At 41.5% G+C, this 26,277-nt stretch carries 23 protein-coding genes; 9 read left to right on the top strand and 14 right to left on the bottom strand.

What is annotated here, in order from left to right:
- The first annotated feature begins 71 nt into the window (after positions 1–71).
- Positions 72–1,610, top strand: a complete 1,539-nt coding sequence (locus NH454_RS03550) for a tetratricopeptide repeat-containing sulfotransferase family protein (protein ID WP_253038228.1) — start codon at positions 72–74, stop codon at positions 1,608–1,610.
- Here the strand turns inward: NH454_RS03550 and NH454_RS03545 are convergent.
- From NH454_RS03545 to NH454_RS03505, 9 genes are all read right to left on the bottom strand, one after another.
- Positions 1,585–2,424: a sulfurtransferase gene (locus NH454_RS03545; protein ID WP_253038227.1), complete on the bottom strand. Its 840-nt coding sequence runs from the start codon at positions 2,422–2,424 to the stop codon at positions 1,585–1,587. The genes NH454_RS03550 and NH454_RS03545 overlap by 26 nt on opposite strands.
- A complete protein-coding gene (locus tag NH454_RS03540; RefSeq protein ID WP_199527356.1) occupies positions 2,424–3,587 on the bottom strand; it encodes a capsular biosynthesis protein in 1,164 nt (387 codons plus the stop codon). Before NH454_RS03540 ends, NH454_RS03545 begins: the two co-directional genes overlap by 1 nt.
- Before the next feature lie 77 nt (positions 3,588–3,664).
- Positions 3,665–4,057: an adenylyltransferase/cytidyltransferase family protein gene (locus NH454_RS03535; protein WP_135926138.1), complete on the bottom strand. Its 393-nt coding sequence runs from the start codon at positions 4,055–4,057 to the stop codon at positions 3,665–3,667.
- Entirely contained in the window at positions 4,054–5,121 is a 1,068-nt protein-coding gene (locus NH454_RS03530) for a CDP-glycerol glycerophosphotransferase family protein (protein ID WP_135926139.1), read from the bottom strand. Before NH454_RS03530 ends, NH454_RS03535 begins: the two co-directional genes overlap by 4 nt.
- Positions 5,122–5,207: 86 nt before the next feature.
- The gene (locus tag NH454_RS03525; RefSeq protein ID WP_135926319.1) at positions 5,208–5,624 is read right to left on the bottom strand and encodes a group 1 truncated hemoglobin; all 417 of its coding nucleotides are present in this window, start codon (positions 5,622–5,624) and stop codon (positions 5,208–5,210) included.
- A gap of 2 nt (positions 5,625–5,626) precedes the next feature.
- Entirely contained in the window at positions 5,627–6,460 is an 834-nt protein-coding gene (locus tag NH454_RS03520) for a DUF3034 family protein (protein WP_138557024.1), read from the bottom strand.
- Positions 6,447–8,762 (bottom strand): EAL domain-containing protein, encoded by a 2,316-nt coding sequence (locus NH454_RS03515; protein ID WP_135926141.1) that lies wholly within the window; start codon positions 8,760–8,762, stop codon positions 6,447–6,449. Before NH454_RS03515 ends, NH454_RS03520 begins: the two co-directional genes overlap by 14 nt.
- Positions 8,755–9,402 (bottom strand): methylamine utilization protein, encoded by a 648-nt coding sequence (locus tag NH454_RS03510; protein WP_138557025.1) that lies wholly within the window; start codon positions 9,400–9,402, stop codon positions 8,755–8,757. Before NH454_RS03510 ends, NH454_RS03515 begins: the two co-directional genes overlap by 8 nt.
- A gap of 166 nt (positions 9,403–9,568) precedes the next feature.
- Positions 9,569–10,675 carry a phosphoribosylaminoimidazolesuccinocarboxamide synthase gene (locus NH454_RS03505; RefSeq protein WP_235382237.1) on the bottom strand — a complete coding sequence of 369 codons (1,107 nt, stop codon included), beginning with the start codon at positions 10,673–10,675 and terminating at the stop codon, positions 9,569–9,571.
- Between the two features lie 217 nt (positions 10,676–10,892).
- Here NH454_RS03505 and NH454_RS03500 point away from each other — a divergent pair, with 217 nt between their 5' ends.
- Genes NH454_RS03500 through NH454_RS03485 form a run of 4 tightly spaced genes read left to right on the top strand, consistent with a single transcriptional unit; the run spans position 10,893 to position 14,463 of the window.
- Positions 10,893–11,966, top strand: coding sequence for a CDP-glycerol glycerophosphotransferase family protein (locus tag NH454_RS03500; protein WP_235403855.1), 1,074 nt, complete (start codon positions 10,893–10,895; stop codon positions 11,964–11,966).
- A gap of 16 nt (positions 11,967–11,982) precedes the next feature.
- Positions 11,983–12,681 (top strand): ABC transporter ATP-binding protein, encoded by a 699-nt coding sequence (locus NH454_RS03495; RefSeq protein ID WP_138557027.1) that lies wholly within the window; start codon positions 11,983–11,985, stop codon positions 12,679–12,681.
- On the top strand, positions 12,668–13,966 hold the full coding sequence (locus NH454_RS03490) for an ABC transporter permease (protein WP_253038226.1): 1,299 nt from the start codon (positions 12,668–12,670) through the stop codon (positions 13,964–13,966). Before NH454_RS03495 ends, NH454_RS03490 begins: the two co-directional genes overlap by 14 nt.
- Positions 13,967–13,974: 8 nt before the next feature.
- Entirely contained in the window at positions 13,975–14,463 is a 489-nt protein-coding gene (locus NH454_RS03485; RefSeq protein ID WP_135926146.1) for a DUF3299 domain-containing protein, read from the top strand.
- 219 nt (positions 14,464–14,682) lie between these two features.
- Here NH454_RS03485 and NH454_RS03480 read toward each other — a convergent pair whose 3' ends face one another.
- The 5 genes from NH454_RS03480 to NH454_RS03460 all read right to left on the bottom strand — a co-directional run bounded on the left by NH454_RS03480 (position 14,683) and on the right by NH454_RS03460 (position 21,799).
- A complete protein-coding gene (locus tag NH454_RS03480; RefSeq protein ID WP_253038225.1) occupies positions 14,683–16,053 on the bottom strand; it encodes an efflux transporter outer membrane subunit in 1,371 nt (456 codons plus the stop codon).
- Positions 16,046–19,183, bottom strand: a complete 3,138-nt coding sequence (locus NH454_RS03475) for an efflux RND transporter permease subunit (protein WP_253038224.1) — start codon at positions 19,181–19,183, stop codon at positions 16,046–16,048. The genes NH454_RS03480 and NH454_RS03475 overlap by 8 nt, the downstream gene beginning before the upstream one ends.
- Before the next feature lie 2 nt (positions 19,184–19,185).
- A complete protein-coding gene (locus NH454_RS03470; RefSeq protein WP_253038223.1) occupies positions 19,186–20,412 on the bottom strand; it encodes an efflux RND transporter periplasmic adaptor subunit in 1,227 nt (408 codons plus the stop codon).
- Between the two features lie 74 nt (positions 20,413–20,486).
- Positions 20,487–21,296 (bottom strand): bifunctional DNA-formamidopyrimidine glycosylase/DNA-(apurinic or apyrimidinic site) lyase, encoded by an 810-nt coding sequence (gene mutM / locus NH454_RS03465; protein WP_138557032.1) that lies wholly within the window; start codon positions 21,294–21,296, stop codon positions 20,487–20,489.
- An 11-nt stretch (positions 21,297–21,307) separates the two neighbouring features.
- Positions 21,308–21,799: a hypothetical protein gene (locus NH454_RS03460; protein WP_235382228.1), complete on the bottom strand. Its 492-nt coding sequence runs from the start codon at positions 21,797–21,799 to the stop codon at positions 21,308–21,310.
- 151 nt (positions 21,800–21,950) lie between these two features.
- Between NH454_RS03460 and NH454_RS03455 the strand changes: the two genes are divergently transcribed.
- The 4 genes from NH454_RS03455 (at position 21,951) to spoT (ending at position 26,275) form a co-directional block, all read left to right on the top strand.
- A complete protein-coding gene (locus NH454_RS03455) occupies positions 21,951–22,877 on the top strand; it encodes a manganese-dependent inorganic pyrophosphatase (protein ID WP_253038222.1) in 927 nt (308 codons plus the stop codon).
- Between the two features lie 162 nt (positions 22,878–23,039).
- A complete protein-coding gene (gene gmk, locus NH454_RS03450) occupies positions 23,040–23,660 on the top strand; it encodes a guanylate kinase (RefSeq protein ID WP_253038221.1) in 621 nt (206 codons plus the stop codon).
- A gap of 103 nt (positions 23,661–23,763) precedes the next feature.
- A complete protein-coding gene (gene rpoZ / locus NH454_RS03445; protein WP_036973056.1) occupies positions 23,764–24,039 on the top strand; it encodes a DNA-directed RNA polymerase subunit omega in 276 nt (91 codons plus the stop codon).
- A gap of 130 nt (positions 24,040–24,169) precedes the next feature.
- Positions 24,170–26,275: a bifunctional GTP diphosphokinase/guanosine-3',5'-bis pyrophosphate 3'-pyrophosphohydrolase gene (gene spoT, locus NH454_RS03440; protein ID WP_135926154.1), complete on the top strand. Its 2,106-nt coding sequence runs from the start codon at positions 24,170–24,172 to the stop codon at positions 26,273–26,275.
- Positions 26,276–26,277: the final 2 nt, after the last annotated feature.

Below are 26,277 nucleotides of genomic sequence, written 5' to 3'. Positions count from 1 at the left end.
GGGCTTTTATTGGGATTGGTATAAGCCTGAAAATAATTAAGTATTATGGCGAATTGGTATACTATGCGCTTATGCTAAATGATACCCAACAAGCGCTTCGCGCTCATATCCAACAGTTGTTAAGCAACAAGCAACTCAACGATGCACATCACCTACTTGTGCAGCGCCTAAAGCAAAATCCTGAAGACCACGTTTGTTACTTTTTACTCAGCGAAGTTAACACCGCAGCTGGTGATATCAACAAAGCGATTAAACTCCTTGAAAAAGCGCTAAGCCTAGCCTCCTTTGCGATTTACCATTTAGCCCTTGCCAAGTTATACGTACTATTAGGCAAAGTAAGTAATGCAGCTGTGCACTATCAAAGCGCGTTGCAAACAGCTGACTTTAGCGCCGCTGACTTTGATACATTAGCTAATATTGCCACCCGTTTAGGGCATTATGACGACGCTCTTAACTTGCAAAAAGCAGCCTACCAACGCAACAAGGATAACCTACAAATTAGCTATAATTTGGCGGTGTGTTATAAAATTCACGGACTGTTCGATGAAGCTAAAAGCTTGTTACAGCAACTAACTACAAAGCAACCTCGCTTTTATCAAGCCCACTATTCGCAGGCTGAACTCAATACTGTTCTAGATGCAGAGCAACATATTCAAAAACTACAAACTTTGGCGGATAAAGAAAAAAGCATTGTTGAACAACAAGTGTATTTTCATAGTCTTGCTCTTAATTATGAGCACCTCAATGACTACAAAAATGCATTTAAGTACTTTGCACTAAGTAAGCAAGTCATAGCAAGTAAACTTAACTATCAAGCAAGCCAACACCACCGCTTTTGTCAAAAGCTCATTACGCAAAGTAAGCAGCAAGTACTTGCAAGAAGTGACTCTGAGTTCTCGCCTGTTTTTGTTGTTGGTATGCCCCGCTCTGGCACAACCTTAGTTGAAAAAATCCTTAATCAAAGTACACAGCTACGAGGTATTGGGGAATTAAATGATATTGCGCAACACATACAACACGCCACGCAATCAGCTCGTGTGATTGATAGTGAAATGCTTGATAAAGCTTATTCATCAACCGCTGTAACTAAAGCACTCGCTAGCTATCAGCAAAGAGCACAGCTGCTGAGTGATGGCCTTATAAGTTGTGATAAACAGCCATTTAACTTTTACTATATTGATTTTATTTTAGCGGCATTTCCTAATGCTAAAATCGTTTGTATGCAACGGGAGTGGCGTGATTGCAGCATTGCCAATTTTAGGCAGATGTATAGCCCGCAAAGTGTGTTTCATCACTACAGCTTTAAACTTGAAGATATAGCCTCATTCCATCAAGATTACTTGGCTTTAGTAAGTCATTTTGCCAACAAGTATCCTGAAAACGTTTTTTTACAAAGCTATGAGCAATTAGTGGCCGAGCCAACCCAACAAACTCAGAAGCTCTATGCTTTTTGTGATTTAAGCTGGCAGGAAAACTGCCTAACTTTTTATAAAAACAATGCAGCATCGGCCACCGCGAGTAAAAAGCAAATTCGCCAGCCACTGAATAAAAACAGTATCGGCAGCTGGCAAAATTACGCTGAGTTTATTGATGCGGGCCTGTTTCAATAGGTAGGTCGTGACGAGCGCCCCATTCACTCCAAGAGCCATCATAAACACGTAAGTTAACGTAACCGCATTCATCGGCACACAATGCTATTGCACAAGCGGTCACACCCGAACCACAGCTAAATTGCAACTGGGTATGATGCGGCGCTATATGTTGATCAAATAATGCCTGCAACTCGCTGAGCGGTTTAAGCTCACCATCATTCAATACAGTTGACAGCGATAAACAACGACTATTAGGAATATGACCACTGCGCATACCTTCACGCGGCTCAGCTTGCTCTCCTGTAAATCGAGCATAAGGGCGTGCATCGAGTGTTAGTGTGCTTTGCTCATCAAGTGAGTTAAGCACTTGCTCAGCACTAATAAAGTAATCAGCGCGCGGGCTTGCAACAAAATTGCCTTGCCCAGAAGCAGCTGAATAGCTTGCTTGTGTTGCAAAGCCAAGTGCCTGCCACTTAGCTAAACCGCCACTTAAAACTTTTACGTTATCAAACCCCATGGCTTTAAACATCCACCATGCACGCGCTGAACTGAATAAGCCTTGGTCTTCATAAATTACAACCAGTGAATCTTGGTTAACCCCCGCAAGCTGCATTTGCTCTTCAAATTGCTCGCTACTGCACATCATACTTGGTACAGGGTTAGTGCTATCTGCCAGCGTATTTTTAAAATCAAAACGCTGTGCATTAGGTAGCATTGCTTTAGGCGCATATTCCCCAGACAGGCCAGGACGCACCATTCCGGCATCAAAAATAACCAAATTATCGTTGTTTAAATGCTCGTTAAGCCATTCTGGCGAGACAATGTTTTTCATTAACTTTCCTTTTGCGATAGCTGTGCAAATGTATCTTGCTGAGTTAAGCGCTTTTCGACCGCTTCAACATGCTCAGTTGTACATTCTTTCCAAACACCGGGCAAGCAATACACATGCTTTAAGTAGGTAAAAAATTTATCTCTTACAATACTATTTGCTTGCCAGCCATTTTGTAGTTTTTCTAAGCACTTAATCAAAGTAGCTTGATCACTGGCGTGTAGTACAAGCTCATCAATGTTGTAACAAGCAAGCCCCAAGGCAATCACTTGTTTATCTAGTAATAAGGACTCTAAGCCAACTGTCGAGTTAATTGTAATCACTGCTTCAGCGCCATTAATGAGTTCTCGAGTACAGTTGCCATTTGCAAAAATTGCAACGTCGTCTTTGTCGTACAAGTGCGCATAATGCTTATGCCAAGATGGGTGTTCTTTAAATACAACTTTAAGGTTTGGATCTGCTAATTCTCTCACTGAGGCCACAACTGCATCATATAACGCTTCCATTGATTTTAACCAAGGTGAATAACATGCTATCTGTGTATCATGAGGCACTTGGAAAGGCACAAAAAGATACCTTTCAGGCAGCTCAATAGCATCAAATTGACAACGCTTTTTATGATTTATACGAGGGATTAACTCAGGAGCTGAAAATGGTAGCTGGTTAGCTTTGTCGAAATTCAAATAAAACTGACTGTTTCTTGGCAAAGATGCAGCATAGTTAATACCACTCGGATCTAAACTAGTCGTGCCCGGTAGCAGCCCATTTTCATAAAAATAAGTAGTCAGTCCTAGCTGTTTAGCAGCCATACATACTGTGATATTTGGCAGCTTATTACCATTCCAAATCACCAGTGCTTCGGGTGACTCTGATTTAAGTAAATCATAGTACTTAGCAAAGCGGCAGCGCTCTACACATAACATAAACATCGTATAAACTTTTATGATTACTGCATTACTCCACAAGCTATTTCGTGCCTGCTTGCGTAATAGTTGATTTGCAATAACTTTATTAAAGTCAACTTGCGACGCTATTTTTAGGTATTTTAAAGCGCCTAATCGCGGTACGCCCATAATATGCAGTGTGCAATTGAAGGATAGTTGTTTAATTAATTTTTTATAATAGCGTGCATGTACATTGCTGCGAGAGATAAAAATAAAAGCCATATGAGAAAATCTTAAAACCTAAATTAGAAAGAAGATAAATGTGCATATAGCTATTATGTTAATTTTAGATGACAGTATTATGGCTGCCTTACGACCTCAATTATTTCTGTAGTCGATATAGAAGGGGTTCGCGTTAAATAAGTCACATCGCATAGATGTTTAAATTGATCGAAGCGTCCTGCCCAATCATCGCCCATAACAAGTAGGTGAGCTTGATGATTTTTAATATATTCGCCTTTTAGTTCAAGAGAGTGTTCGACAAACACTTCATCAACACACTTTAGAGAACTAATAATTTTCAGTCTGTCTGATTCACTATATACAGGCTTACGACCCTTTTTAGTTTGATTTAGTTCATCAGAAGATACTCCAACGATTAAATAATCGCCCAAAGCTTTTGCCCGTTCCAAAATATTAATATGACCCACATGGAAAATATCAAATGTTCCAAACGTTATTACACGTTTCATTTATGCTCCTCTAAATAAGATACTATTCTTTTAGCTGAGCGACCGTCCGTTTTACCCGCTAGTTTATTAATAATGTGTTTTCTTGACTCTTTAAACTCTGCTGTCTCACAAAAATCGGAGTTAAGTATAGTTTGCAACTCGTTATAGTCTCCTGCCCGTGAGCAAAGCTTGTTGAAGTATTTAATATCTTCATCTAATCGAGATTTAAGTCGGAATGAAAAAATACCACGATATGACCAGCGTAACTTATAAAAATCACACCATACGACAGGCTTTTCAAGTGCTGCAAATTCAAATATGGCTGATGAAGCATCAGATACCATAATATCAGCGATTGCTAAAAAAGGCGTTAGATCAAAGTCATGCTCGTTCGCTACATAAACATTTTTAAACTCTGACCATCGCTGAAGTTTTGTTCGCTGCTTTTTGTACTTTTGTTTAAACAAGCTAAAGAAGTGCGGCTTAATGATGATATTAAACTTCTCACAGTGTGCAGGAAAACTGTCACTCATACACTCTATCGAGCTTGGATAAAAAGTAGGGGCATATAAAAGTGTTTTTTTACTAGGGTCTAACCCTAAGCGACTGAGATCAATATGACTCATTGTTTGGTTGAAAATAGGATCTAATTTGGCGTAGCCACTATCAACAAAGTTACCGTCTGGGTATAACGCTTGGAGGCGCTGCAACCTGTGCTCTCCCTCAACAAAACGTACCGTTGTTTTATTATGCGATACATCATAATAACACTGCTTGGGGCCAATACCATGTTGCATCAACGCCGTTTTCTTATTGAGCTGCTCAGCCCCGGCAAAGGTATTACCAAAAATAACCCAATCTGCGTCTGAGTTTTGATAGAAAGAGAAGGTTTCCTCTTTATTTGTTAACCAAAACGCATTAATACCCTGTTCTTCTATAAACCTTTTACATGCAGCCAAACTGCGTGCATCTTGATTTTCATAGAAAACCATCGACACTTGGTGACCATTTGATAACAACTCCTTTAATACAGGGGTGTACTGCGGAATGTAATAAAGATGTTGAACATCAAAGTATAGTTGCATTTTTTACAGCTTTATAGTTGATAATGCCGGCCATTGTACATAAATTACATTTTTGTTTCAGCCATCAATAAAAAGTTTGTTAAAAGCTAAATATTAATGACTTCAGGGCGAAGGGGTGCTAAACGGCTTAAAATCTTGTTTTGCACTGTTTGCGGGATCTGTTGCTCATCCATCGCGTTTATTAATAGTTCAACAACTCGATTAAAGTCTTTTTCAGTGATATGCATGCCAGTATGGATATCGACCATGCTATCACCTTGATACTCACATGGGCCATTGGTAACACTGCACAAGTGGATAATGAATCCTTGACGAAAGTGTGCAACATTCGTTTGCTTAAAATAAGGCAAAATATCAGCATCACGGCCTATTTGATTGATAAAACTATCGACCAGACTTTCAATACCTTGTTGGCCGCCTATCTGCTGATAAACGGTGTTATTACTTTTGCCTGCACAACCAAGAAAAGTAATACAACACACTAGAATAAAAAGACGTTTCATCATTACCAATACCCTGTTACAGAAAGATACCAACCAGTTTGGTCGTCAGCACCAGCTATACGCCCTAAATCGAGCCACGCAGCTGTTACACTTACATGTTTATTAGGAAACCAGGCAATAAACACATCCTGCCAATCTTGCTCCCCTAAGCCAAGGTTGTTGGATTTTTCACGATACTCAACCCCTACAGCTAATTGGTGCGTTAAAAACACCGCTGTCGATGCTTCAAATAATACCTCTTTATCGCTATCAGCACCGCCAAAGCCTAACAAACCTAGTTGATTCGCATCGCTGTAGCGAAAGGTGGTATTCCAAAACCAGTTGTAACCTGCAAGAGCGCCCAAGTGCAACTTGCTGGCAGCTAAGTAGATATCAGTACCGCTGGTGTCTTTTGCACCTAATAGGTTTGCAATACTCCCATCATCCAATGATTTATGTTGTACACCCACGCTCAACTGTGGCCATTTACTGTAAACAATATCGCCATAGACACGTACTTTTGCGCTAGTAATTGATTGCTCAATATCGGTATTTAATGCTGGAACTTCAAAGCGCTGCTCCGCGTAGCTAAGCTCCACACGATCATAAAAGTTAACTTGTGCACCACATACATCTAAGCTGTAATCACTCACATCTGCACGGCTACAAAAACCATTGATGGCTATTTCGTTATCGCTTGCATAGCCCGCAAGTTGCGCCCAAGGTACGATACCGCCGCCAGCGCTGCCTTCAACTTGCGATACGCCTGGTGTTGCTAATAATTTTCCTGAAGCTGCGTGTCCCGTACTTGCAAAGGCTAAAAGAACTAAGCTAAAAAACCCATTAAGATGCTTCATTGTATACCTCTAACCACTGCAAAAATTGCTCTGATTTTAGTGGTCTACTCAAATAGTAACCTTGTGCATAATCACACTTCATGTCTATCAATAAGTCTAGCGATGGTTTATTTTCAACACCTTCAGCTACAACAGAAAAACCTAACTGGTGGCCTAAGTTCACCGTTGACTCAACAATAAATTGATCTTGCTTCGATTGATCGAGTTGTAAAATAAAACACTTATCCAGCTTTAACTCATCAATAGGTAGTAGCTTCAAGCGCCCCAATGAGGTTTGCCCAACGCCATAGTCATCAAGTGATATTTTTACACCTAATGTTTTTAAGTTTTCTAGCGCTTTAATGCCTTGCTCTTCATTTTCGATCATGTCGCGCTCTGTTAGCTCTATCGTGATCAAATGGCCACTTAAATTATGTTGTTCTAGCTGTTTTGCTAGGTGCGAATAAAAGTGAGGATAGGCAATATCTTGTGCAGAAACATTAATAGCAGCTTGCATCGTAATCCCTTGCTGTTGCCACTGTGCAACTTGCGAAACCACGGTCTTCACAACCCATGATGTCAGCTCAACAATAACACCCGACTGTTCTGCTAAGTCGATAAACAACTCTGGAGACACCCATTGACCGTCTTTTCGCTGCCAACGGATCAGCGATTCAACTTTATCAATACGCTGTGTTTTAATATTTAGCTTAGGTTGATAAGTCATAAACAACTGACCGTCATCATCCAATAATGCCTGCTTTAATTCATCAATAATCGCTAAACGCTCAAGGTGTTCTTCATCTTCGCCTTCTTGGTAATAATGAATGGCTTTGTGCTCACAAGAAGCGGTGTCAACCGCAATCAATGCTCGTCTCATTAGATCTTCAGGACTGACACTTTGTGAAAAGCAATGCACAACTCCTACACTAAAGCGTAACGTGATGTTTAAGCTTTGAATTAAATAACCCGCTTGTAATTGTGCAAGCATCTTCATGACAGCATCTTTAAACTGCCCGGTATCTCTTGCTGGTAGAATGGTTAAAAACTCATCCCCCCCAATACGTGCGTTCATTCCTTTTGAGTGCGCTGCAAATTCGGCAATACGTTGTGCAACCGCTTTTAAACAATCATCGCCAATACGTGGTCCTAACTTATCATTGATATGACGTAAGCCACGTATATCGATTGCAACCAGCGTGTATTCTGCACCTTCTTCAAATAATGACTCCATTGCTTCTAACATCGCAGAGCGGGTTAAAAAGCCCGTTAAAGAGTCATGACTTGCTTGAAAACTTATTTGCCGCTCACGCTCTTTTATGTCATTACCCATGTTATTAAATGCATCAACTAAGGTAATGATTTCTGTACTTTGCTTATTACCTACAAACTCAGCTTTATAGTTTCCAAGCGCAAATTGTTGTGCCAGTGAGGTGAGCTTTGATAAGGGAGTGGTAAGGTTTTTTGCTAATATGCCACTAGTAAGCACACCTATTACAACCGTTATGGCAGCAAGAATAATAATAGTAAAAAACAGCTGCTCAAATTCTCGGTAACTATGAGTAAGATCTGCACTTAACAATACAGAAACTAAATGTCCTGGTAGAGAAGGTAACTGCACAAGTCGATTACGATAAACGGGCTTTTCACCAAAAATACGTTGTGTTGTTTGCGTATTAAAATGCGCTAATACTGAGTTATTTTTTGGCTGCTCTGCCAGTGATGTTTCAACCACACCATCATCTTCGCCAATAAAACTAACATCCATCGTGGTGAGATTTTTTAGCTCTTCAGCCACAAGGTCCGTGATTTCAAATCCCACTAAACTATATGCCACAGTACGAGGAGCTCGAACTGGCAATAAAATGACCTGATAAAGCGTTTTATCTAACACAATGAAGTTCGATTGATCAGCATTGACCATAAGCTGATTCATTAATGGGGTAAATTCACTAGGCGTATGATTAAAATCAGTATTTGCGGAAATTAATTGCCCAGATAAATCAATTAGCATCATCACATCAGCATTTATGCGACGACTGTGATTATTCAACACACTACTAATTGTGTCTGCGTCTTGAGTAGCAACCGCTTGCTTAAACCCAAAATCAGCGGTCAACACTTTTGCAGCTGTAAGTAATAAACTTTCTTTAGCACTTAGATACTGTTTAAAAACATTTTCAGCAACATTAATGTCTTCAAGTAACTTTTGATCATTAAAGCGATTCGCTGACCACCAGGAACTTACCAAGCTAACTAAGCTAGTCAAAAGGACTAGGCTCACACACAATGCAATGATGCGCCCTCTTAAACTATTAATCATTGTTGCCCTTAAACATTTCACCAAATGTGTTTCGTGGTGCAGGTTCTTGAACGTTAATGCTTACATCTTTGCCTTGCTCAGATAAGGTGACTGATTGCTTTTTAGTGAGCGGTGTTAATTGATTAGGATGCCACACAGTAAAGGTAGTAGGTAAAGTCACGCCGTTTAGAGTCACTTTGCCATCAGCATTGGTTTTTATGACTTTGTTCGAATTTGCCACATAGATATACCCCACCATTGAGTCATGAATATTACAACCCAGCACAACAACACCAGGGTCTTCAAAGCGCTCCGGCTGCTCTGGACGGTCTGAATATAATTTAATATCAAATACTTTACTGTGCTTGAATGAATATACATGGTGGCGAATGTTATCACTGTTAGGAAAGTCCACAGACTGCCCTGGTTGGATCACTAAAACTGACGGTGAGAATTGTTTATCTACCTGATCCATTATCGCTACTGGCAAAGATTGCGGTGACGAATGTGCTGAACTTTCAAGCTCAATAACGGCGTTAGCTAAAGGCTCTCCAGATTGGTCACGCACAACAAACGAAAGATCTGCAGCGAATAAGTTTATAGAGCTGAAAAATATTGCAAGACCACACACAGCGCGAGCACAATGCGCAAAAATCGACATAATTAGATCCTTGCTTAGCTTAGTTAGCTAATTAGTATAGGTTAATCTTAGTTTAAGTTAATGACTAGAAGCGTTAAAAGCAAGAAAAAGCCAAGCTGTTTTCTTAGAAAAAAGCTTGGCTTTAGTATTATTGACCTAGCAAATTGCTAAATCTGATTGATAAAAGTTAACCGTGCTTAATTAAGCCGTACTCTTTATCTAATATCGCAATAACCTCACTACGAGGATCAGCTGGAATCGTAATTTCTTGCCCAATTATTTTGCTGGCAATGCCAACATAAGTATTAGACACTTCAAGCATCACAGATTCTGGCAATGCGTAATCTTTTGCTAACTGCTCGCGCTCATCCATGCGGTCTTTATTTAATAACACGTCGCTGTCTGGCACGTTATTAATTAATAACTGACGGAAACCCTCTTTTGAGTTTTCAATAATTTTACCGTCACGATAAGCAGGGCCATCCCAAATGCGTGATGAATCAGGTGTACCCACTTCATCGATGTAAATAAGCTTATCTGAGCCATCAATGTCTTCAACATAACCAAATTCAAACTTAGTATCGACAAAGATTTGGTCTAGCTGTGCAAGTTCATCACTGATCAGCTTAAAGCCCTCAACAAGTAATTGCTCGTATTTAGCAACATCGTCTTCAGACTTAAAGTTAAAAACAGCTAAGTTATTCGTGATGTTTTCACGCGTGATATTCACATCATCAACTTCTGGAATGTCAGCAACACCGCGGATAATACCTTTGGTTGATGGCGTAATTAACACTTCTTCTAGCTTCTGGTTCGCGGCTAAGCCCTCAGGTAAATCAATACCACAGAAATTACGCGTACCTTTAGCGTAATCACGCCACATGCTACCCGTAATATACTGACGAGCAATCGCTTCTACTTTAACCGTACTCGCTTTACGGACAATCCACACATATGGATGAGGAATATCAACAATGTGATTACCTGCAAGGCCTGCTTTATCAAATAGCTTAAACCAATGAGATGCCACTGAGTTCAGTGCAATCCCTTTACCTGGCACGCCATTTAAGCCGTTTTCACCTTGCCAAATACAATCAAACGCTGAAATGCGGTCAGAAATAACCATAATAGCCAGCTCAGTACCTTTTGGAACTTGGTACCCTTTTTCACTAATTAAACGAGCGCTGTCTTCATCAGTTAACCAATAAACTGAACGCACTTTACCACTATGAACCGCACCTTTTGTACGGATCGGTAAATCATCGTTTACGTCTAAAACTTTATAGCTAGTCATGCTATCTCCGATAGTATTTGGCATGCTCCTGTGAGCACATGTATGGGATTGGGGTTATGGCCGCCTATAATAATCCAGACGTGCTTAAAGCTCAATCATTGCCCGGTTATCTGCGCATAATCAAGAACACTAAATACAATAAATAATTCACGATTCTGTAATTTTGCTGTCATAAGCGCGATTTCGTTATAATATTGTCTCGCAATAGGAGGTGTTCTTGGATTATTTAGCAGCTACAGCAGACAAAAAATACTTAATGTATATTTCTCAAAACTACTCTTACGCTATTTTGCGTCCTTTACAGAAAGAGATTCTAGCGCGCGGAGGCGAAGTAAAATGGTTTTTAGAGGGTGATGAAGTTAATCCTGACTTTTTGCACTCTGATGAATCTTGTCTCACTTCAATTGAATCGGTAATAGATTGGAATCCAGATATTTCTTTTATACCTGGCAATATTATTCCAAACTTTATACCCGGTAAAAAAGTAGCTGTTTTTCATGGCTTTAACTCAGGAAAGTTAAATCGAAGAGGATATGAAGATCACTTCAATATAAGAGGTTGTTTTGACTTATATTGCACTCAAGGCCCAAATACGAGTAAAAGATTTTCAGAGTTAGCTAAAGCACATGGCTTTTTTATAACCAAAGAAACAGGTTGGCCAACTCTTGATCCGTTATTTTCGAAAATGGCGAACAATCCATACATAGATGAGAGCGATCAAAGGCAAACGCTTTTAATTTGTTCAACATTTTCTCGCAACCTCTCTCTTGCCCCTAAATTATACGAGCAGATAAAAGCGTACAGTGAGCAAGGAAAGTGGCGAATTTTAATGCAGTTTCACCCGAAAATGCCAAGCGAGCTTGTTGCGAAATACAAAGCGCTTCAAAATGAGAATCTTACCTTTGTCGAGACCGATAATGTATTACCGCTATTACAAGCGGCAGATGTCATGCTATGTGATACATCGTCTATTTTGTTGATGTTTATCTTACAAAGAAAGCCTGTTGTCACTTTCTGTAACCAAGCACCTGGCGAACATCTAATAGATATCACTGATGCCGATAAGCTAACTGAGGCGATAGATTATGCCTTTACACGACCAGCTGAATTAATGGAAAAAATTGAGCAGTTTTGTCAACAGCTTCACCCATATCAAGACGGCTTATCGAGTCAACGTGTACTTGCTGCAAGCAATGAATTACTATTGAGCAATCCAGCACTTAAGCCAAAACCACGTAACTTTATTCGTAACTTTAAGATGCGCAAAAAATTAAATTACTGGCGATGGTAACAATTGATAGGTCGTTATGATCACGCTTGCAAACGTGCTATTCAAGTGGCACACAAAACAACCTGAGCCGACGATCAATATTTCTAAATTAGATATTGATCAAGGCGAACATGTTTTTCTTCATGGTCCAAGCGGCTGTGGTAAATCAACCTTATTATCACTGCTCGCTGGTGTTACTATTCCTAATCAAGGTCGTATCGAATTACTTAATAAAGCGATAAACGAGCTTAGCAACAGTCAACGTGACCGTTTTCGTGCCGACCACATAGGGTATATTTTTCAAAACTTTAATCTATTACCTTATTTATCCCCTATTGAAAACGTAACTTTAGGATGCCAGTTTTCAAAACAAAGGCAAACAAATGCATTAAAAAATAGTGCAACATTAGCAGCAGAGGCAAGCCGCTTACTCAGTGCTTTAGGGCTAAATGATTCCTTGCAACATCAAGCCGTTGCACAGCTTAGTATTGGTCAACAACAAAGAGTTGCTGCTGCGCGTGCTTTTATAGGCAGCCCTGAAATTATCATTGCAGATGAACCTACCTCAGCACTCGATACACAAAATCGCCAAGCCTTCGTAAAATTATTATTTGAGCAAGCAAGCGCGGCAAATAGCACGCTGGTGTTTGTCAGTCATGATGAAACACTACAAACATTATTTACTCGTAGTATCAGCCTTGTCGAGTTACAAGGAGGCACACATGCTACTCGTTAAACTCGCCGCGAAAAGTTTATTAAACCGTAAAGCCAGTGCCCTACTCACGTTATTTACGATAGCAATTAGCGTTATGCTACTGATGTCGATTGAGCGCGTTCGAGTCGATGCCAAAAGTAGCTTTAGCAATACAATTTCAGGCACTGATTTAATTGTTGGCGCACGTACCGGTGACATCCAACTACTGCTGTCTTCAGTATTTCGTATTGGTCATGCTAACAATGGCGTGAGCTGGAAAAGTTACCAATACATCACAGGGCAACGCGGCGTAAAATGGGCTATTCCTATGTCGCTTGGCGACAGCCACAAAGGCTTAGCTGTGCTTGGCACAAATAAAGACTATTTTGAGCACTATCGCTTTGCTAAAAAGCAACCGTTAAGCTTTTCACAAGGTCATGAATTTAATCACTTGTTTGAGGTTGTGTTAGGTGCTGAGGTTGCCAACACCTTAGGCTATCAGCTTGGCGATGAAGTGGTGATTGCACACGGCATGGGCAATACCAGCTTTCATAACCATGACGATAACCCATTTAAAGTGGTTGGTATTTTAAAAGCAACGGGGACGCCTGTTGATAAAACCCTACATATTCCACTGGCAGCAATTGAGGAGATTCATGGCGGCCATGCTCATCAACATCAACCCGCTCAGGCTGATGCAAATGACCACGACCACGACCACGACCACGACCACGACCACGACCAGCATGATGATGTTGATTTAGTGGGTACACCAAAACAAATAACCGCTTTTTTACTTGGTTTTGACTCTCCGCTTTATACCTTACAAGTGCGTCGTAATATCAACCAATACAAAGATGAAGCACTGCTTGCCATTATGCCGGGCGTTACCTTGCGTGAACTTTGGGAAATGCTTTCTATCGTGGAAAAAATCTTGCTGTTATTTTCTATTGTCGTGGTACTGATCAGTTTACTTGGCATGTTAACGAGCCTGCTTTCAAGCTTAAATCAACGCCGCAGAGAGCTTGCTATTTTACGCTCTGTTGGCGCACGGCCTTGGCATATTTTCACCTTGATCAGTGTCGAATCGTTACTCATTACAGGGCTTGGCTGCATTGTTGGCACCGCATTGTTCTATGCTTTAATGCTACTCGGCGCAGATTACTTGCAAAGCCATGCCGGAATAAGCCTAAATATAGCTTTATTGTCATCCTATGAACTTATGCTCTTAGCTGCGATAATGGTCGCAGGCTTTATTGTTGGGTTAATTCCTGCAACCCGTGCGTATTTCTACTCTCTTGCTGATGGTATGAGTATTAAAATTTAAGGAATGTTATGCCGTTTTTTCGAAAACTCGTCGCTTTAGTCACATTATTTGTGTGCGCTACAGCCAATGCTGGCGCACCAAAAGAAATTTTCTGGGAAGATTTAATTCCCAAAGGTCATGTCCAAATCGACACCCAAGCACAAGCAAACCATGAAGGTAGCGAGCAAAACTGGGTGCAACCAGACCTTGATGCGCCTGTGGTAAAGGAGCTTGATGGAAAATCAGTGAGTTTGCCTGGTTTTGTGGTACCACTAGAAGGCGATAGCGAAGTGATCACCGAGTTTTTACTAGTGCCTTATTTTGGAGCGTGTATTCACGTACCACCACCGCCACCAAACCAAATTGTGCATGTTACTATTAAAGGCGGTGTGCCAATCGAAAGCCTGTACGATGCGATCGTAGTGACAGGCGTTATCAGCACAGAAACCTGGTCTGGTGAAATTGCTCAAGTAGGCTACAAGATGAAAGCCGTTGGCGTAGCACCATTTGAGTTATAAGTGTTTAAAGAGCATGCTTTTGCATGCTCTTTAAATTAATCCACTACTTTTTCTAATTCCTGTTCGCTCAATTCATACCAATTCGCTTAATTAAGTGATCTATTTTGAGGCAATTAAACCTCGTTGATAGCAAGGCAAAAATTTCGTTATTTAGTTGTTCTAAATCAGAAATTTTTAACGTAGATAGCGACAGGTTTAATCCCTCAAAATGATTAAGTATTATTGCGGATTGGTATCATACCATCCGCCACCAAGGGCTTTATAGAGTGTTGCTAAGCTTTGCAGACGGTCATTCTTTGCCTGCGATAAGGCTATTTCTGCCGAAAATAACTGCCGCTGGGCATCCATTAAGTCAAGTGAACTGGCAACACCATTGCTATACCTAAGGCGTGCTAAGCGGTAGTAATCTTGACTACTGAGCACCAAGCTTCTTTGCGCATCATAGCTTTGCTCTGCCGACTGGTAGTTCGATAACTGATTGCTCACTTCTTGCAGTGCCACCAGCACTGTTTTTTGGTATTTGATACTTGCCTGATAAGCCCGTTGTTCCGCAACCGTTAAATTTGCCTGATTGCGGCCCATATTAAATATTGGCATTAACAGCTCTGAGCCCAGCAACCAAACCTGCGAATTACTGGCAAGCAAATCATTAAAATCAGTACTTTCACTACCAAGCTCAGCATACAAATTAAGTTTTGGAAATAACGCCGCTTTTTCGACCCCAATCTCAGCCATTGCTGCTTGCCATTGATACATTGCTTGTTGCACATCTGGCCTACGCTTTAACAGTTCGCTAGGTAACCCTGTTGGTAGTTGCTTAGGAAGGATTTGCACAGATAACTCATTACCCCCTTGCACATCAGCATTGGCATCACCAATTAAAAACTTTAACTGATTAATAATCCGCCTTTCACTGTGCTGTAATGGCGGGATCTTCACCTTTGCTGATTCTAACTCTACTTCAGCTTGGCGTTGTTCTAGCCCTGAAATAATACCGCCTTTTTTGCGAATACGCGCAATTTCAAGCTCTTTCTCACGAAGCTTAATTGTGCTCAGGCTAATTTTTAATTGCTCTTCTACTTCTTTAAGGGCAAAAAACTGCTGCGCCACATCAGCAATCAAGGCGAGCTGCAAGGCATTTCGGGCTTGCTCTTGGCTATAATAATTTGCCAGTGCGGCTTCGCTTGCGCGCCGATTGCTGCCAAATAAGTCTAGCTCCCAACTTAAGTAACCTTTTAAATCAAATGAGTTTTCAGGGCCACTATTAAGCTCTTCTTCTCGTTCTGAGGTAAGCCCTACGCTTACATCAGGCCATAAAGCGGCATCGGTAATCCGATATCGAGCTCGCGCTTCGATAATTTTCGATTGCGCAATTAACATATCTTGATTATTGACCAGCGCTTGGCTAATCAGTTTTTGCAAATGTGGGTCGCTATATATTTGCTTCCAGCCAGCTAAAGCTTCAGACTGTGGCGTTGCTGCGGCCCCCATAAAGTTAGTGACTTTGCTATGCTCAGGCACTTCAAAATCAGGGCCAACAGCACAGCCTTGTAAGCAAGCAAAACAAAATAATGGCAACAATTTATGCATCAACTTGCTCCTTTGCTAACACTTTAGAGGCGGTTGCTTGCTGTTTTTTCACAAAGCGTGCTGCGGTAATAAAAAACAACGGCACTAATATGATGCCAATAGAGCTTGCTAGTAACATCCCCCCTAAAATAGGCATAGAAACCGACTGCCGACCAACTGCTCCGGGGCCAGAGGCAAGTACTAACGGCAAAACGCCAAGCACAAAAGAGGCTGCGGTCATTAAGATGGGTCGAAAACGAGAACGGGCGGCTTCTATTGCAGCATCAACGGCATTCATACCTTCTTGGTAAAGCTGATTAGCCACTTCAACAATCAATATAGAGTTTTTCGCTGCAAGGCCTATCAATGCAATAAACGCGACTTGAAAAAATAAGTTGTTTTCATGCCCCGTCACCAAGGTCAATATAGAGGCCCCTAACATGGCAATAGGGCTGATAAGTAATACCGCAAATGGTAATGCCCAACTTTCATAAAGCGCTGCTAAAAACAAAAAAACAAACACAATCGCCAAACTCACCGCAATACCTAGTTGACCGGATGAGCGAATTTCTTGATAAGTTAAGCCTGTCCATTCATAACCAATATTTGTTGGTAATTTAGCCACTTCCTCTTTAATTACTTTAATCACGTCACCCGATGCATAGCCAGTAGCTGGTGACACATTCACCATGGCACTGGTAAACATATTAAAGCGATTTATCGCAGACGGACCGGTTGTTAGATTAAGCTTAGCAAGCACATTTGATGGCACCATAGCGCCATTTTTAGAACGCACATAAAATTCGTTGAGGTTTTCTGGGCGTGCTCTAAATTCATCTTCTGCTTGAACTTTAACCCGATAAACCCGGCCAAATAAGTTGAAGTCGTTAATTGTTGATGAGCCAGTAAGCACTTTCATTGTGCTGTAGACATCGGCAATCGGCACCTCTAATGCCATGGCTTTTTCTCTATCTAACTCTAAAAACAGCTGAGGTACTGAGCCACGCAGTGAGCTACTTGCTTTAGCAACTTCAGGGCGGTTATTTAAATTTGCCAGTAAAACCTCAAGCGATTCAACTAGGCTTGTTAAGTTGCCTCCTGTTTTTTCTTGTAGTGCAAACTCAACGCCAGAGCCCGAACCAAGCCCTGCCACAGCTGATGGTTGAAACACATTAAACTCAGCATCCGGAATGGCATACAGCTGCTTACGTATATCATTCATCACACTTGTGACCGTAAATCCTTGCTCCGCACGCACTTGCCAAGGTTGTAAAATAACCTCCATTTGACCATGCGATTGCGCACTACCAGCACGGCGGTTTTCACCCGCTAGAGTGAATGAATAAGCCACCCCCGCATGGCTCATAACAAATTGGTTTGCTTTGCTTATTACTTCATTGGTACGTGAAACCGTTGCCGCATCTGGCAAGGTAATATCAACAAAAAAGCGCCCTTGATCTTCTTGCGGCATAAAGCTGCTTGGTAGTTGGCTAAACATAAAATAGCCTCCTACTAACATAATAAAAAAGGCAATGTAGCTGCGTTTTGCTTTTGCACAGCTAGCCTTTACGAGCCAGGTGTATTTTTCGCCAACACCTTCAAGCCAGCTATTAAACTTAACAAAAATCTTAATCTTTGAGGGGGTACTAGGTTTTAAGAAAATCGCACATAAAGCGGGGCTCAAGGTTAAAGCAACTAAGGTTGATATGAGCACGGCAACGGTAATTGAAATCGCAAATTCTCGGTACATAATGCCCGTAATACCGGCTAAAAATGACACCGGCACAAACACTGCCGCAAGTACTAAAGACGTTGCTACTATGGCACCTGAAAGCTCTGTCATGGCTTGTTTAGTGGCAGCAACTACCTCCATATTTTGCTCATTGATCAGTCGCTCAACACTTTCGACCACCACAATCGCATCATCAACGACGATACCTATTGCCAAAACCATAGCCAATAAACTGACATTGTTAATGGTAAAACCAAATGCAGCCAAGGCGATAAAAGTACCAATTATCGACACCGGCACAGCTAAAGCAGGTATCAAGGTCGTTCGCCAATTTTGCAAAAATAAGTACACCACTAAAATCACTAAAACTAGTGCTTGGATAAGGGTATTGATCACCTCATTAATCGACAGCTTGATGAACTCAGAGGCATCATAAAAAAGCTGCCATTTCACTCCCTTCGGAAAAGCCGCGCTCAAGCGCTCCATCTCTGCCTTAACACGCTCAGTAACCGCTAATGCATTAGAGCCTGGCAACATATAAACCTGTAAAATAGTCGCTGGTTGTTCATTGAGTTTTGAGTTTAAGGTATACGCAGAGGAAGCCAGCTCAACCCTTGCGACATCCCGCAAGCGAATCATCGAGCCATCACTATTAACTCGCAGCATAATATTATTAAACTCATCAACCTTATTAAGCCTTCCTTGCGCTCGTACCGGAAAGTTAAGTTTAATGGCATCTTTCATAGGTTGTGCACCTATCTCACCGGCAGCGGCCTCTTTGTTTTGTGCTTTGATTGCTGCACTCACATCATTCACGGTTAATTCATAGCCCGCTAAAATGTCAGGTTTTAACCAGACCCGCATAGCATAAGAGCGCGAGCCGGTATTACGAACTCGCCCAACCCCCGGTACGCGCTTTAAAGCCGCTTCAACATTAATGCTGGCATAGTTACTCAAGTAGATTTCGTCATAGCGAGGGTCATCAGATGTCAGCGCTAGCTTCAAAAGCTCGACTGAGCTTTCATTAGACACTGTCACCCCTTCAGTTTGCACATCAACAGGTAAATTACTGCCAGCTTGGCTTGCTGTATTTTGCACATCTACAAGGGCAAGATCAGGGTCGGTACCAACATCAAAGGTAAGTGTGATCCCAACACTCCCTGAGTTAGTGGCCTTAGACTCCATATACAACATGTTTGGCGTGCCATTTAATTCTTGTTCAAGTGGAATAGCTACAGATTCAGATGCGGTTTCGGCGGTTGCTCCCGGAAATGAAGCCGACACTTTAACCGATGGCGGAGCGATATCGGGGTATTGATCAATTGGCAGAGTAAAAAGCGAGACCAAGCCAGTGAGTAAAATAACTAGCGAAATAACAATGGCAAACACCGGGCGCTTAATAAAAAAATGCGAAAACATAATTAAACTCCCTGCGCTTTATTTTTATCTTCCTGTTTTGCAGGTTTATCTGGGGCGAGCAGTTGATGATCGGCGTTTGGGGTTAGTTGATGCTTTTCAAACTCCTCGAGTGAAATCGCTTTCACTTGTTGGCCATGACGAATACGATGCAAGCCTTTAACCACGACTAGTTCACCCGCACTCAAGCCACCGCTGACCACAATACCTTGCTCACCATAATGCTCAACAACAATAAAGCGCCGCTCTATCACACCTGAATCAAGCACCACCATCACATAAATACCACCTTGCTCAACTTGCGTAGCCTCTTCAGGGACGACAATGGCGTTACTGATCTGCGACAACTTTATACGCGCTTTAGTATATTGGCCTGGTAATAACTCACTGTCGGGATTGGGTAATTGTGCCCGTACTTTAAAGGTGCCTGTTTTCGGGCTAATCTTAGGGTCAGTAAAGCTCACATCACCCCAGTAGCGATATTCGCTGCCATCTGGCAAAGAAATACGCACGAATCCTTCAAGCGCTTTACCTTTTTGTTCGGCTTGTAGCTGATCCATCAAACTACTCATACGGCGTTTTGCGTTTAAGTAATCCAGTGCCGACATATTAAAATTAACGTAGATAGGATCTATTTGCTGAATAGTGGTTAGCAAAGAAATACCGTTAGTGCCGACTAGCGCACCTAAATCAGCTTCAGAGCTACCTACCATGCCACTAATTGGCGCTGTAATGCGGGTATATTCGAGTTCGAGCTTCGTTTCTTCAAGCTCTGCTTGGGTTGCTGATAATGACGCTTGCGCTTGCTCTTGAATAGAAATAGCGTTGTCGTAGTCGAGCTGGCTTGCTGCATCTTGCTCGTAAAGGGGTTTTAAACGAGTTACATCCCGTTTGGCTTTAGCCAACGCTGCTAGGTCTTTTTGCAGCGCCGCTTTAACGCGATTAAGCTTGGCTCGGTAAGGTCTATCGTCAATGGTATAGAGTAAATCCCCTTCATCAACCCAGCTTCCTTCGACAAACTCAACACTTTCTACAAAGCCTGTGATCCGCGCGCGTACTTCAACATCCAGCGACGCATCTGTGCGTGCCACGTAGTTTCCGTATAATGGCACATCAAACTGTTTGACCTTAGCAGTAACAACTTCTTCAATTACCTCGTTTGGTTGCTCTTTTGAGCAACCAACAAGCACCATTACCAACACATATCCTATGAGGTATTTGTTTAATAGCATACAACCTTCTCATTCCTTAAGCCTGTCTCTATCTTGCTATCTGTTGCAATACTACATAGATGAGGGATTCGTTGTTATTTTTGACAATTAGAGCAGTACACTGTGCTTCTTTGTCCTAATCTAATTTCTTTTAATGGCTCCTCGCAATTAACACATGGCTCACCTTTGCGGCCATACACCAGTAATTGCTGGGCAAAATAACCTGGCTTACCATCACTTTGAGCAAAATCTTTTAACGTTGTGCCGCCTTGCGTGATGGCTGCAGCGAGTGTCTCTTTAATAATAGGCACTAATTGCTGATAACGCTGCAAAGAAACCTTGCCAGCTTCTCGCTTTGGATGGATCCCCGCTTTAAATAACGATTCATTAGCGTAGATATTACCTACACCAACTACCACCGCATTATCCATAATAAACTGTTTAATCGGTACTTTTTTGTTTCTCGACTGTTCGTAAACACGCTGTGCCACAAACTCATCTGTTAATGGCTCTGGCCCAAGCTTGCTCAGCAAAGTATGGCATTCACCTGGCGCCTGCCATAAACAAGCACCAAAGCGACGAGCATCGTTAAGCCGCAACGCTTTACCTGAAGCCAAAATAAACTCAATATGATCGTGTTTTTTCAATGGTTCATCTGCATTAACAACACGCAAATTACCCGACATCCCCAAGTGCAAAATAACACTACCGAGCTCACAGCCGAGTAGTAAATATTTTGCTCTGCGCTCAATTGATGTCACTTTAAGGCCTTGTAATTGATAGACATCATCCGGCACTGGCCAACGCATGCTCGCATTGTGAATATTTACTTTAGCAACAGTTTGACCCAGCACATGTGGGGTGATCCCCAACCGACTCACTTCAACTTCAGGTAATTCAGGCATCTGAGACTCTCTTAAAACGGGTATAACGGAAATAACTTAGCGGCATCAGCTTGCTCAAGCACAAACACCCGCTGTAACCGCTTATCTAATAAATAATATTTACTATCTATATGGTACAACTGATAAACAGCAGGCAATTGCTCCCCGGCTAACCACACAGAAGCAACATAATCTGCTGACGACTGAGAAATTTGACTAACAGGAATACTGGCAATAGTGAGTTTTTGATGTTGCCAAAGCTCAACGAGTTGTTCGAGCTGTTGTTCATCGCCTTGCCAAGAGGCTTTTTGCAATGACTGGCTACGCCAAGAGGTGCCGATACGCTCAATTTTTAATTCTGGAAATGCCATCGCCAAAATGAAGCTTTGCTCTGGGAGTAACGCTTGCACTCCTTCTTCAACGGGCTGAGTATTGAGCTTTTTATGGAGGCCATTGAAGAAAAAAATCATCAGTAGCATCGAAATAATCACCACATTATTCCATGCTTTTCGGCTCAAACGCATCAGTATCTTCCTCAGTTTTCAATATCTTAAAGTGTAACCAAAAAGGACATTAATTGGCAGTTGTAATTGATCAACAAAATTTCATGTCTGTTATGTATCAATCTGTCGATACTTTGCTAAAATATCCGCCAAATTTAAAGGAGTTCCGTCAATGTCAATGTATGTAGTGGGTCATAAGATCCCTGATTCAGATTCAATTTGCGGTGCAATTGCGCTTGCTTACTTAAAAAACCAAATCAATGAACCTGCGATCCCAACGCGTTTAGGTGAAGTATCACCTGAAACACAATTTATCCTAGATAAATTCGGTTTCGAAGCACCTGAGCTAAAACTTAGCTACGCAGGCGAAGACGTTTATATCGTTGACCACACAGAAAAAACACAAGCACCTGATGACATCGATGAAGCACGTGTTGTGGGTGTTGTTGATCACCACAAACTAGGCGACTTAACATCGTCAACACCACTTGAATGTTGGATCCGCCCAGTGGGTTGTTCAAACACCATCATCAAAATGATGTATGACTTCTACAATGTAGAAATTCCAAAAGATATCGCAGGCATCATGTTATGCGCTATCCTAAGCGACACTGTGATCTTTAAATCACCAACTTGCACAACGGCTGATATCAAGTGTGTTGAAGCACTTGCTGAAATCGCTGGTATTGAAGATTTCAAAGAACTTGGCATGGAAATGTTCAAGGTTAAATCAGCAGTTGAAGGCACGCCAGCACGCGATTTAGTAATGCGTGATTTCAAAGACTTCAATATGAACGGTAAACTAGTAGGTATTGGCCAGCTAGAAGTTATCGACCTTGCTGTATTTGATGAAATCAAAGCAGATCTTGAAGCAGACATCGCAAAGCTTAAAGAAGAAGGCGGCCGCCACTCAGTATTACTCCTGTTAACTGATATCATGAAAGAAGGCTCAGAAATGCTAATTGCGTCTGATGACGTAGCAGTAATCGAAGCTGCTTATGATGTTAAATCAGAAGGCGGTCGCGTTTGGTTAGATGGTGTATTAAGCCGTAAGAAGCAAGTAGTACCACCACTACAAGACGCTTTCGCAAAAATCTAATTTGCAAAAGACTGTTTAGATTATCTATACAGCTTATTCCTCAATGTCAAAGGTTCGCTTGTGTGAACTTGAGCGCATTTAGCGAAATAAAGTACAATGGATAAATTAAAGGCTTGGGTTAGCAATAGTCCGAGCCTATTTATTTTTTATTAGAGACAGATCATGGCGCAAACTCGCGGAAATTTATTTATCTTATCGGCTCCTTCTGGTGCAGGAAAATCAAGTCTTATAAGTGCTTTACTAAAAAAATACAACGATATGAAAGTGTCAGTATCACATACGACTCGCTCACCTCGACCAGGTGAAGAAAACGGTGTTCATTATCATTTTGTTTCTGTTGAAGCGTTTAAAGCATTGATCGAGAAAAATGACTTTTTTGAATGGGCGCAAGTTTTTGATAACTACTACGGTACTTCTAAGCAAGCAATCGAGAGTCAGTTAGACGCTGGAATCGACGTATTTTTAGATATTGACTGGCAAGGTGCTCAGCAAATTCGTAAATTAGTTGATGATGTTGAGACTATCTTTATCCTTCCGCCGTCAAAAGAAGAACTTGAATCACGTTTAAATAATCGTGGTCAAGATTCACAAGAAGTAATAGCCGGACGGATGGCAAAAGCACAATCTGAAACTTCCCACTACAATGAATATGATTACGTTGTTGTAAACGATGACTTTGAAACTGCACTTTCAGAAATCGAAACGATCGTGATGGCTAAACGTTTATCGTTAAAAAGCCAAACTGTGCGCCATCAGGCGCTATTAGAGAACTTACTTAAATAATACTTTTTTAAGAATAAGATAAAAATTAACCACAAGCTATTGGCGAATTTAACTTGGTACAGTAAACTACGCCTTTGCTTAAGAATTTATTTGGAGTGCTAAGATGGCTCGCGTAACTGTTGAAGATGCAGTAGATGCAATTGGTAATCGTTTTGACTTAATTTTAGTTGCGGCTCGTCGTGCCCGCCAAATCGCGGTTGGTGGTAAAGATCCACTCGTTGATGCTGAAAATGATAAACCTACTGTAATTGCTCTACGTGAAATTGAGAAAGGGTTAGTAAATAGCTCGTCTATGGACCTGATCGACCGTGAAGAGCAACAACATCAAGAAGCAGCAGAAATGGCTGCTGTTGCTGCTATCGTTGGTGGCAACCAATAATCAAGCGCCCTGCTTTGATTTAGCTTAACGGCTAGTATTTCAACACTAGCCGTTGGCAAGCCCTTCTTTTCATCGTATATTCTATTCATACCGTTACCGATTTACTTCATTTGCGCATTGGAGTGTGACTTTGTATCTATTCGAAGGCCTAAAAAAGAAAATAACCGAATATTTGCCACCTGCTGAAATAGAGCTGGTTCAAAAAGCATACGTGGTCGCCCGTGAAGCTCACGAAGGCCAAACTCGCTCAAGCGGCGAGCCTTACATCACTCATCCAGTTGAAGTTACACAAATACTTGCCGGCATGCACTTAGACCATGAAACACTCATGGCAGCTTTGATGCATGATGTGATTGAAGATACCGATTTTAGCCAGCAAGACTTAGCCGAAATTTTTGGCGAGACCGTTGCTGAGCTTGTTGAAGGAGTGAGTAAGCTAGATAAACTCAGCTTTAAAGATAAAAAAGAATTTCAGGCTGAAAATTATCGAAAAATGATCATGGCGATGACCCAAGATATTCGCGTGATCTTAATTAAACTTGCTGACCGAACTCACAACATGCGCACCTTAGGCGCACTTCGCCCAGACAAACGCCGTCGTATTGCTCGTGAAACTCTCGAAATTTATGCCCCGATAGCTAATCGCTTAGGTATCCATGATATTAAAAACGAATTGGAAGATTTAGGTTTTCAAGCGTTATACCCAATGCGTCATCGCGCTTTGAAATCAGAGGTTATCAAAGCCCGTGGAAACCGAAAAGAAGTCATTAGCAATATTAAAACAGAAATAGAAGCACGCTTAGAAGAATCAGGTATCGACGCCACCATTTCTGGCCGAGAAAAGCATCTATATAGCATTTACAAGAAGATGCTAAATAAAGAGCTGTCATTTAACGAAGTGATGGATATTTACGCGTTTCGGATCAATGTCGATAACATGGATACCTGTTACCGCGTACTAGGTGTGGCACATAACCTTTATAAGCCAATTGAAACCCGCTTTAAAGATTATATAGCGGTTCCTAAAACCAACGGTTACCAATCTTTACATACCTCTTTGGTTGGCCCGCATGGTATTCCTGTTGAGATTCAAATTCGCACTCACGATATGGATCATATGGCAGACAAAGGGGTAGCGGCACATTGGATGTATAAAAAAGCCGGTGATAACGCAGGACATACTGCGCAACAACGCGCTCGCCAATGGATGCAAAGCTTACTTGAACTGCAACAAAGTGCTGGTTCATCATTTGAATTTGTAGAAAACGTTAAAACTGAACTCTTCCCAGAGGAAATTTATGTTTTCACGCCAGATGGCCGTATCGTTGAGCTCCCAATGGGAGCAACCGCTGTTGACTTTGCATATGCAGTACATACAGACGTAGGTAATACCTGTGTGGGTGCAAGAGTAAACCGTAAACCTCACCCTTTGAGCAAACCTCTCGATACTGGGCAAACTGTTGAAGTAATCACCAGCTCTGGCGCGCACCCAAATGCGACGTGGCTAAACTTTGTTGTAACTGGTAAAGCACGTTTAGGTATACGTAACTATCTGAAAAGCCAACAACATGAAGAAGCGATGTTGCTTGGTCGCCGTTTATTAGATTCTGCACTTGGTGAGTCAAAATTAGATGACATCCCAGATGAAAATATCCGTCGAGTATTACAAGAACATAATCTAAATACTTTACTTGAATTACTCGTAGAGATTGGTTCAGGTAATCTTATGAGCGTATTAATTGCTAAACGCTTGATGCAAGACGATGTTGAAGATATAAACGACATCGCCAAAAAAGCCAAAGCAACAATCATAGGCACAGAAGGCATGTTAGTTAACTATTCTAAATGCTGCCGTCCTGTACCAGGTGATGCCATCACAGCTCATATCAGCCAAGGTAAAGGCCTGACTGTCCACCGCCAAGAATGTAAGAACATTCGAGGCTGGGAAAAAGAACGCTCAAAATACTTAGTTGTAAAATGGGACGATAACCCAGAAAAAGAATATATAGCCGCTCTGCGTATTGAGATCATCAATCATCAGGGTGCGCTGGCTAAATTAACCAATGTTGTAGCCTCAACCCAAGCTAACATAGTTGAGATAGCCACCGATGAAAAAGAAAGCAATTTATACATGATAGACCTAGGTATCACGGTTAAAAACCGTGTTCACGTTGCCAACATTATGCGCCGCATTCGCGTGATGCCTGATGTACAAAGAGTCTATCGTAAAAAGTAACA

The sequence above is a fragment of the Pseudoalteromonas sp. Ps84H-4 genome (assembly GCF_024124645.1).
GTDB classification, from domain to species: domain Bacteria; phylum Pseudomonadota; class Gammaproteobacteria; order Enterobacterales; family Alteromonadaceae; genus Pseudoalteromonas; species Pseudoalteromonas lipolytica_C.
This window is presented reverse-complemented; position numbering and strand designations above follow the sequence as displayed.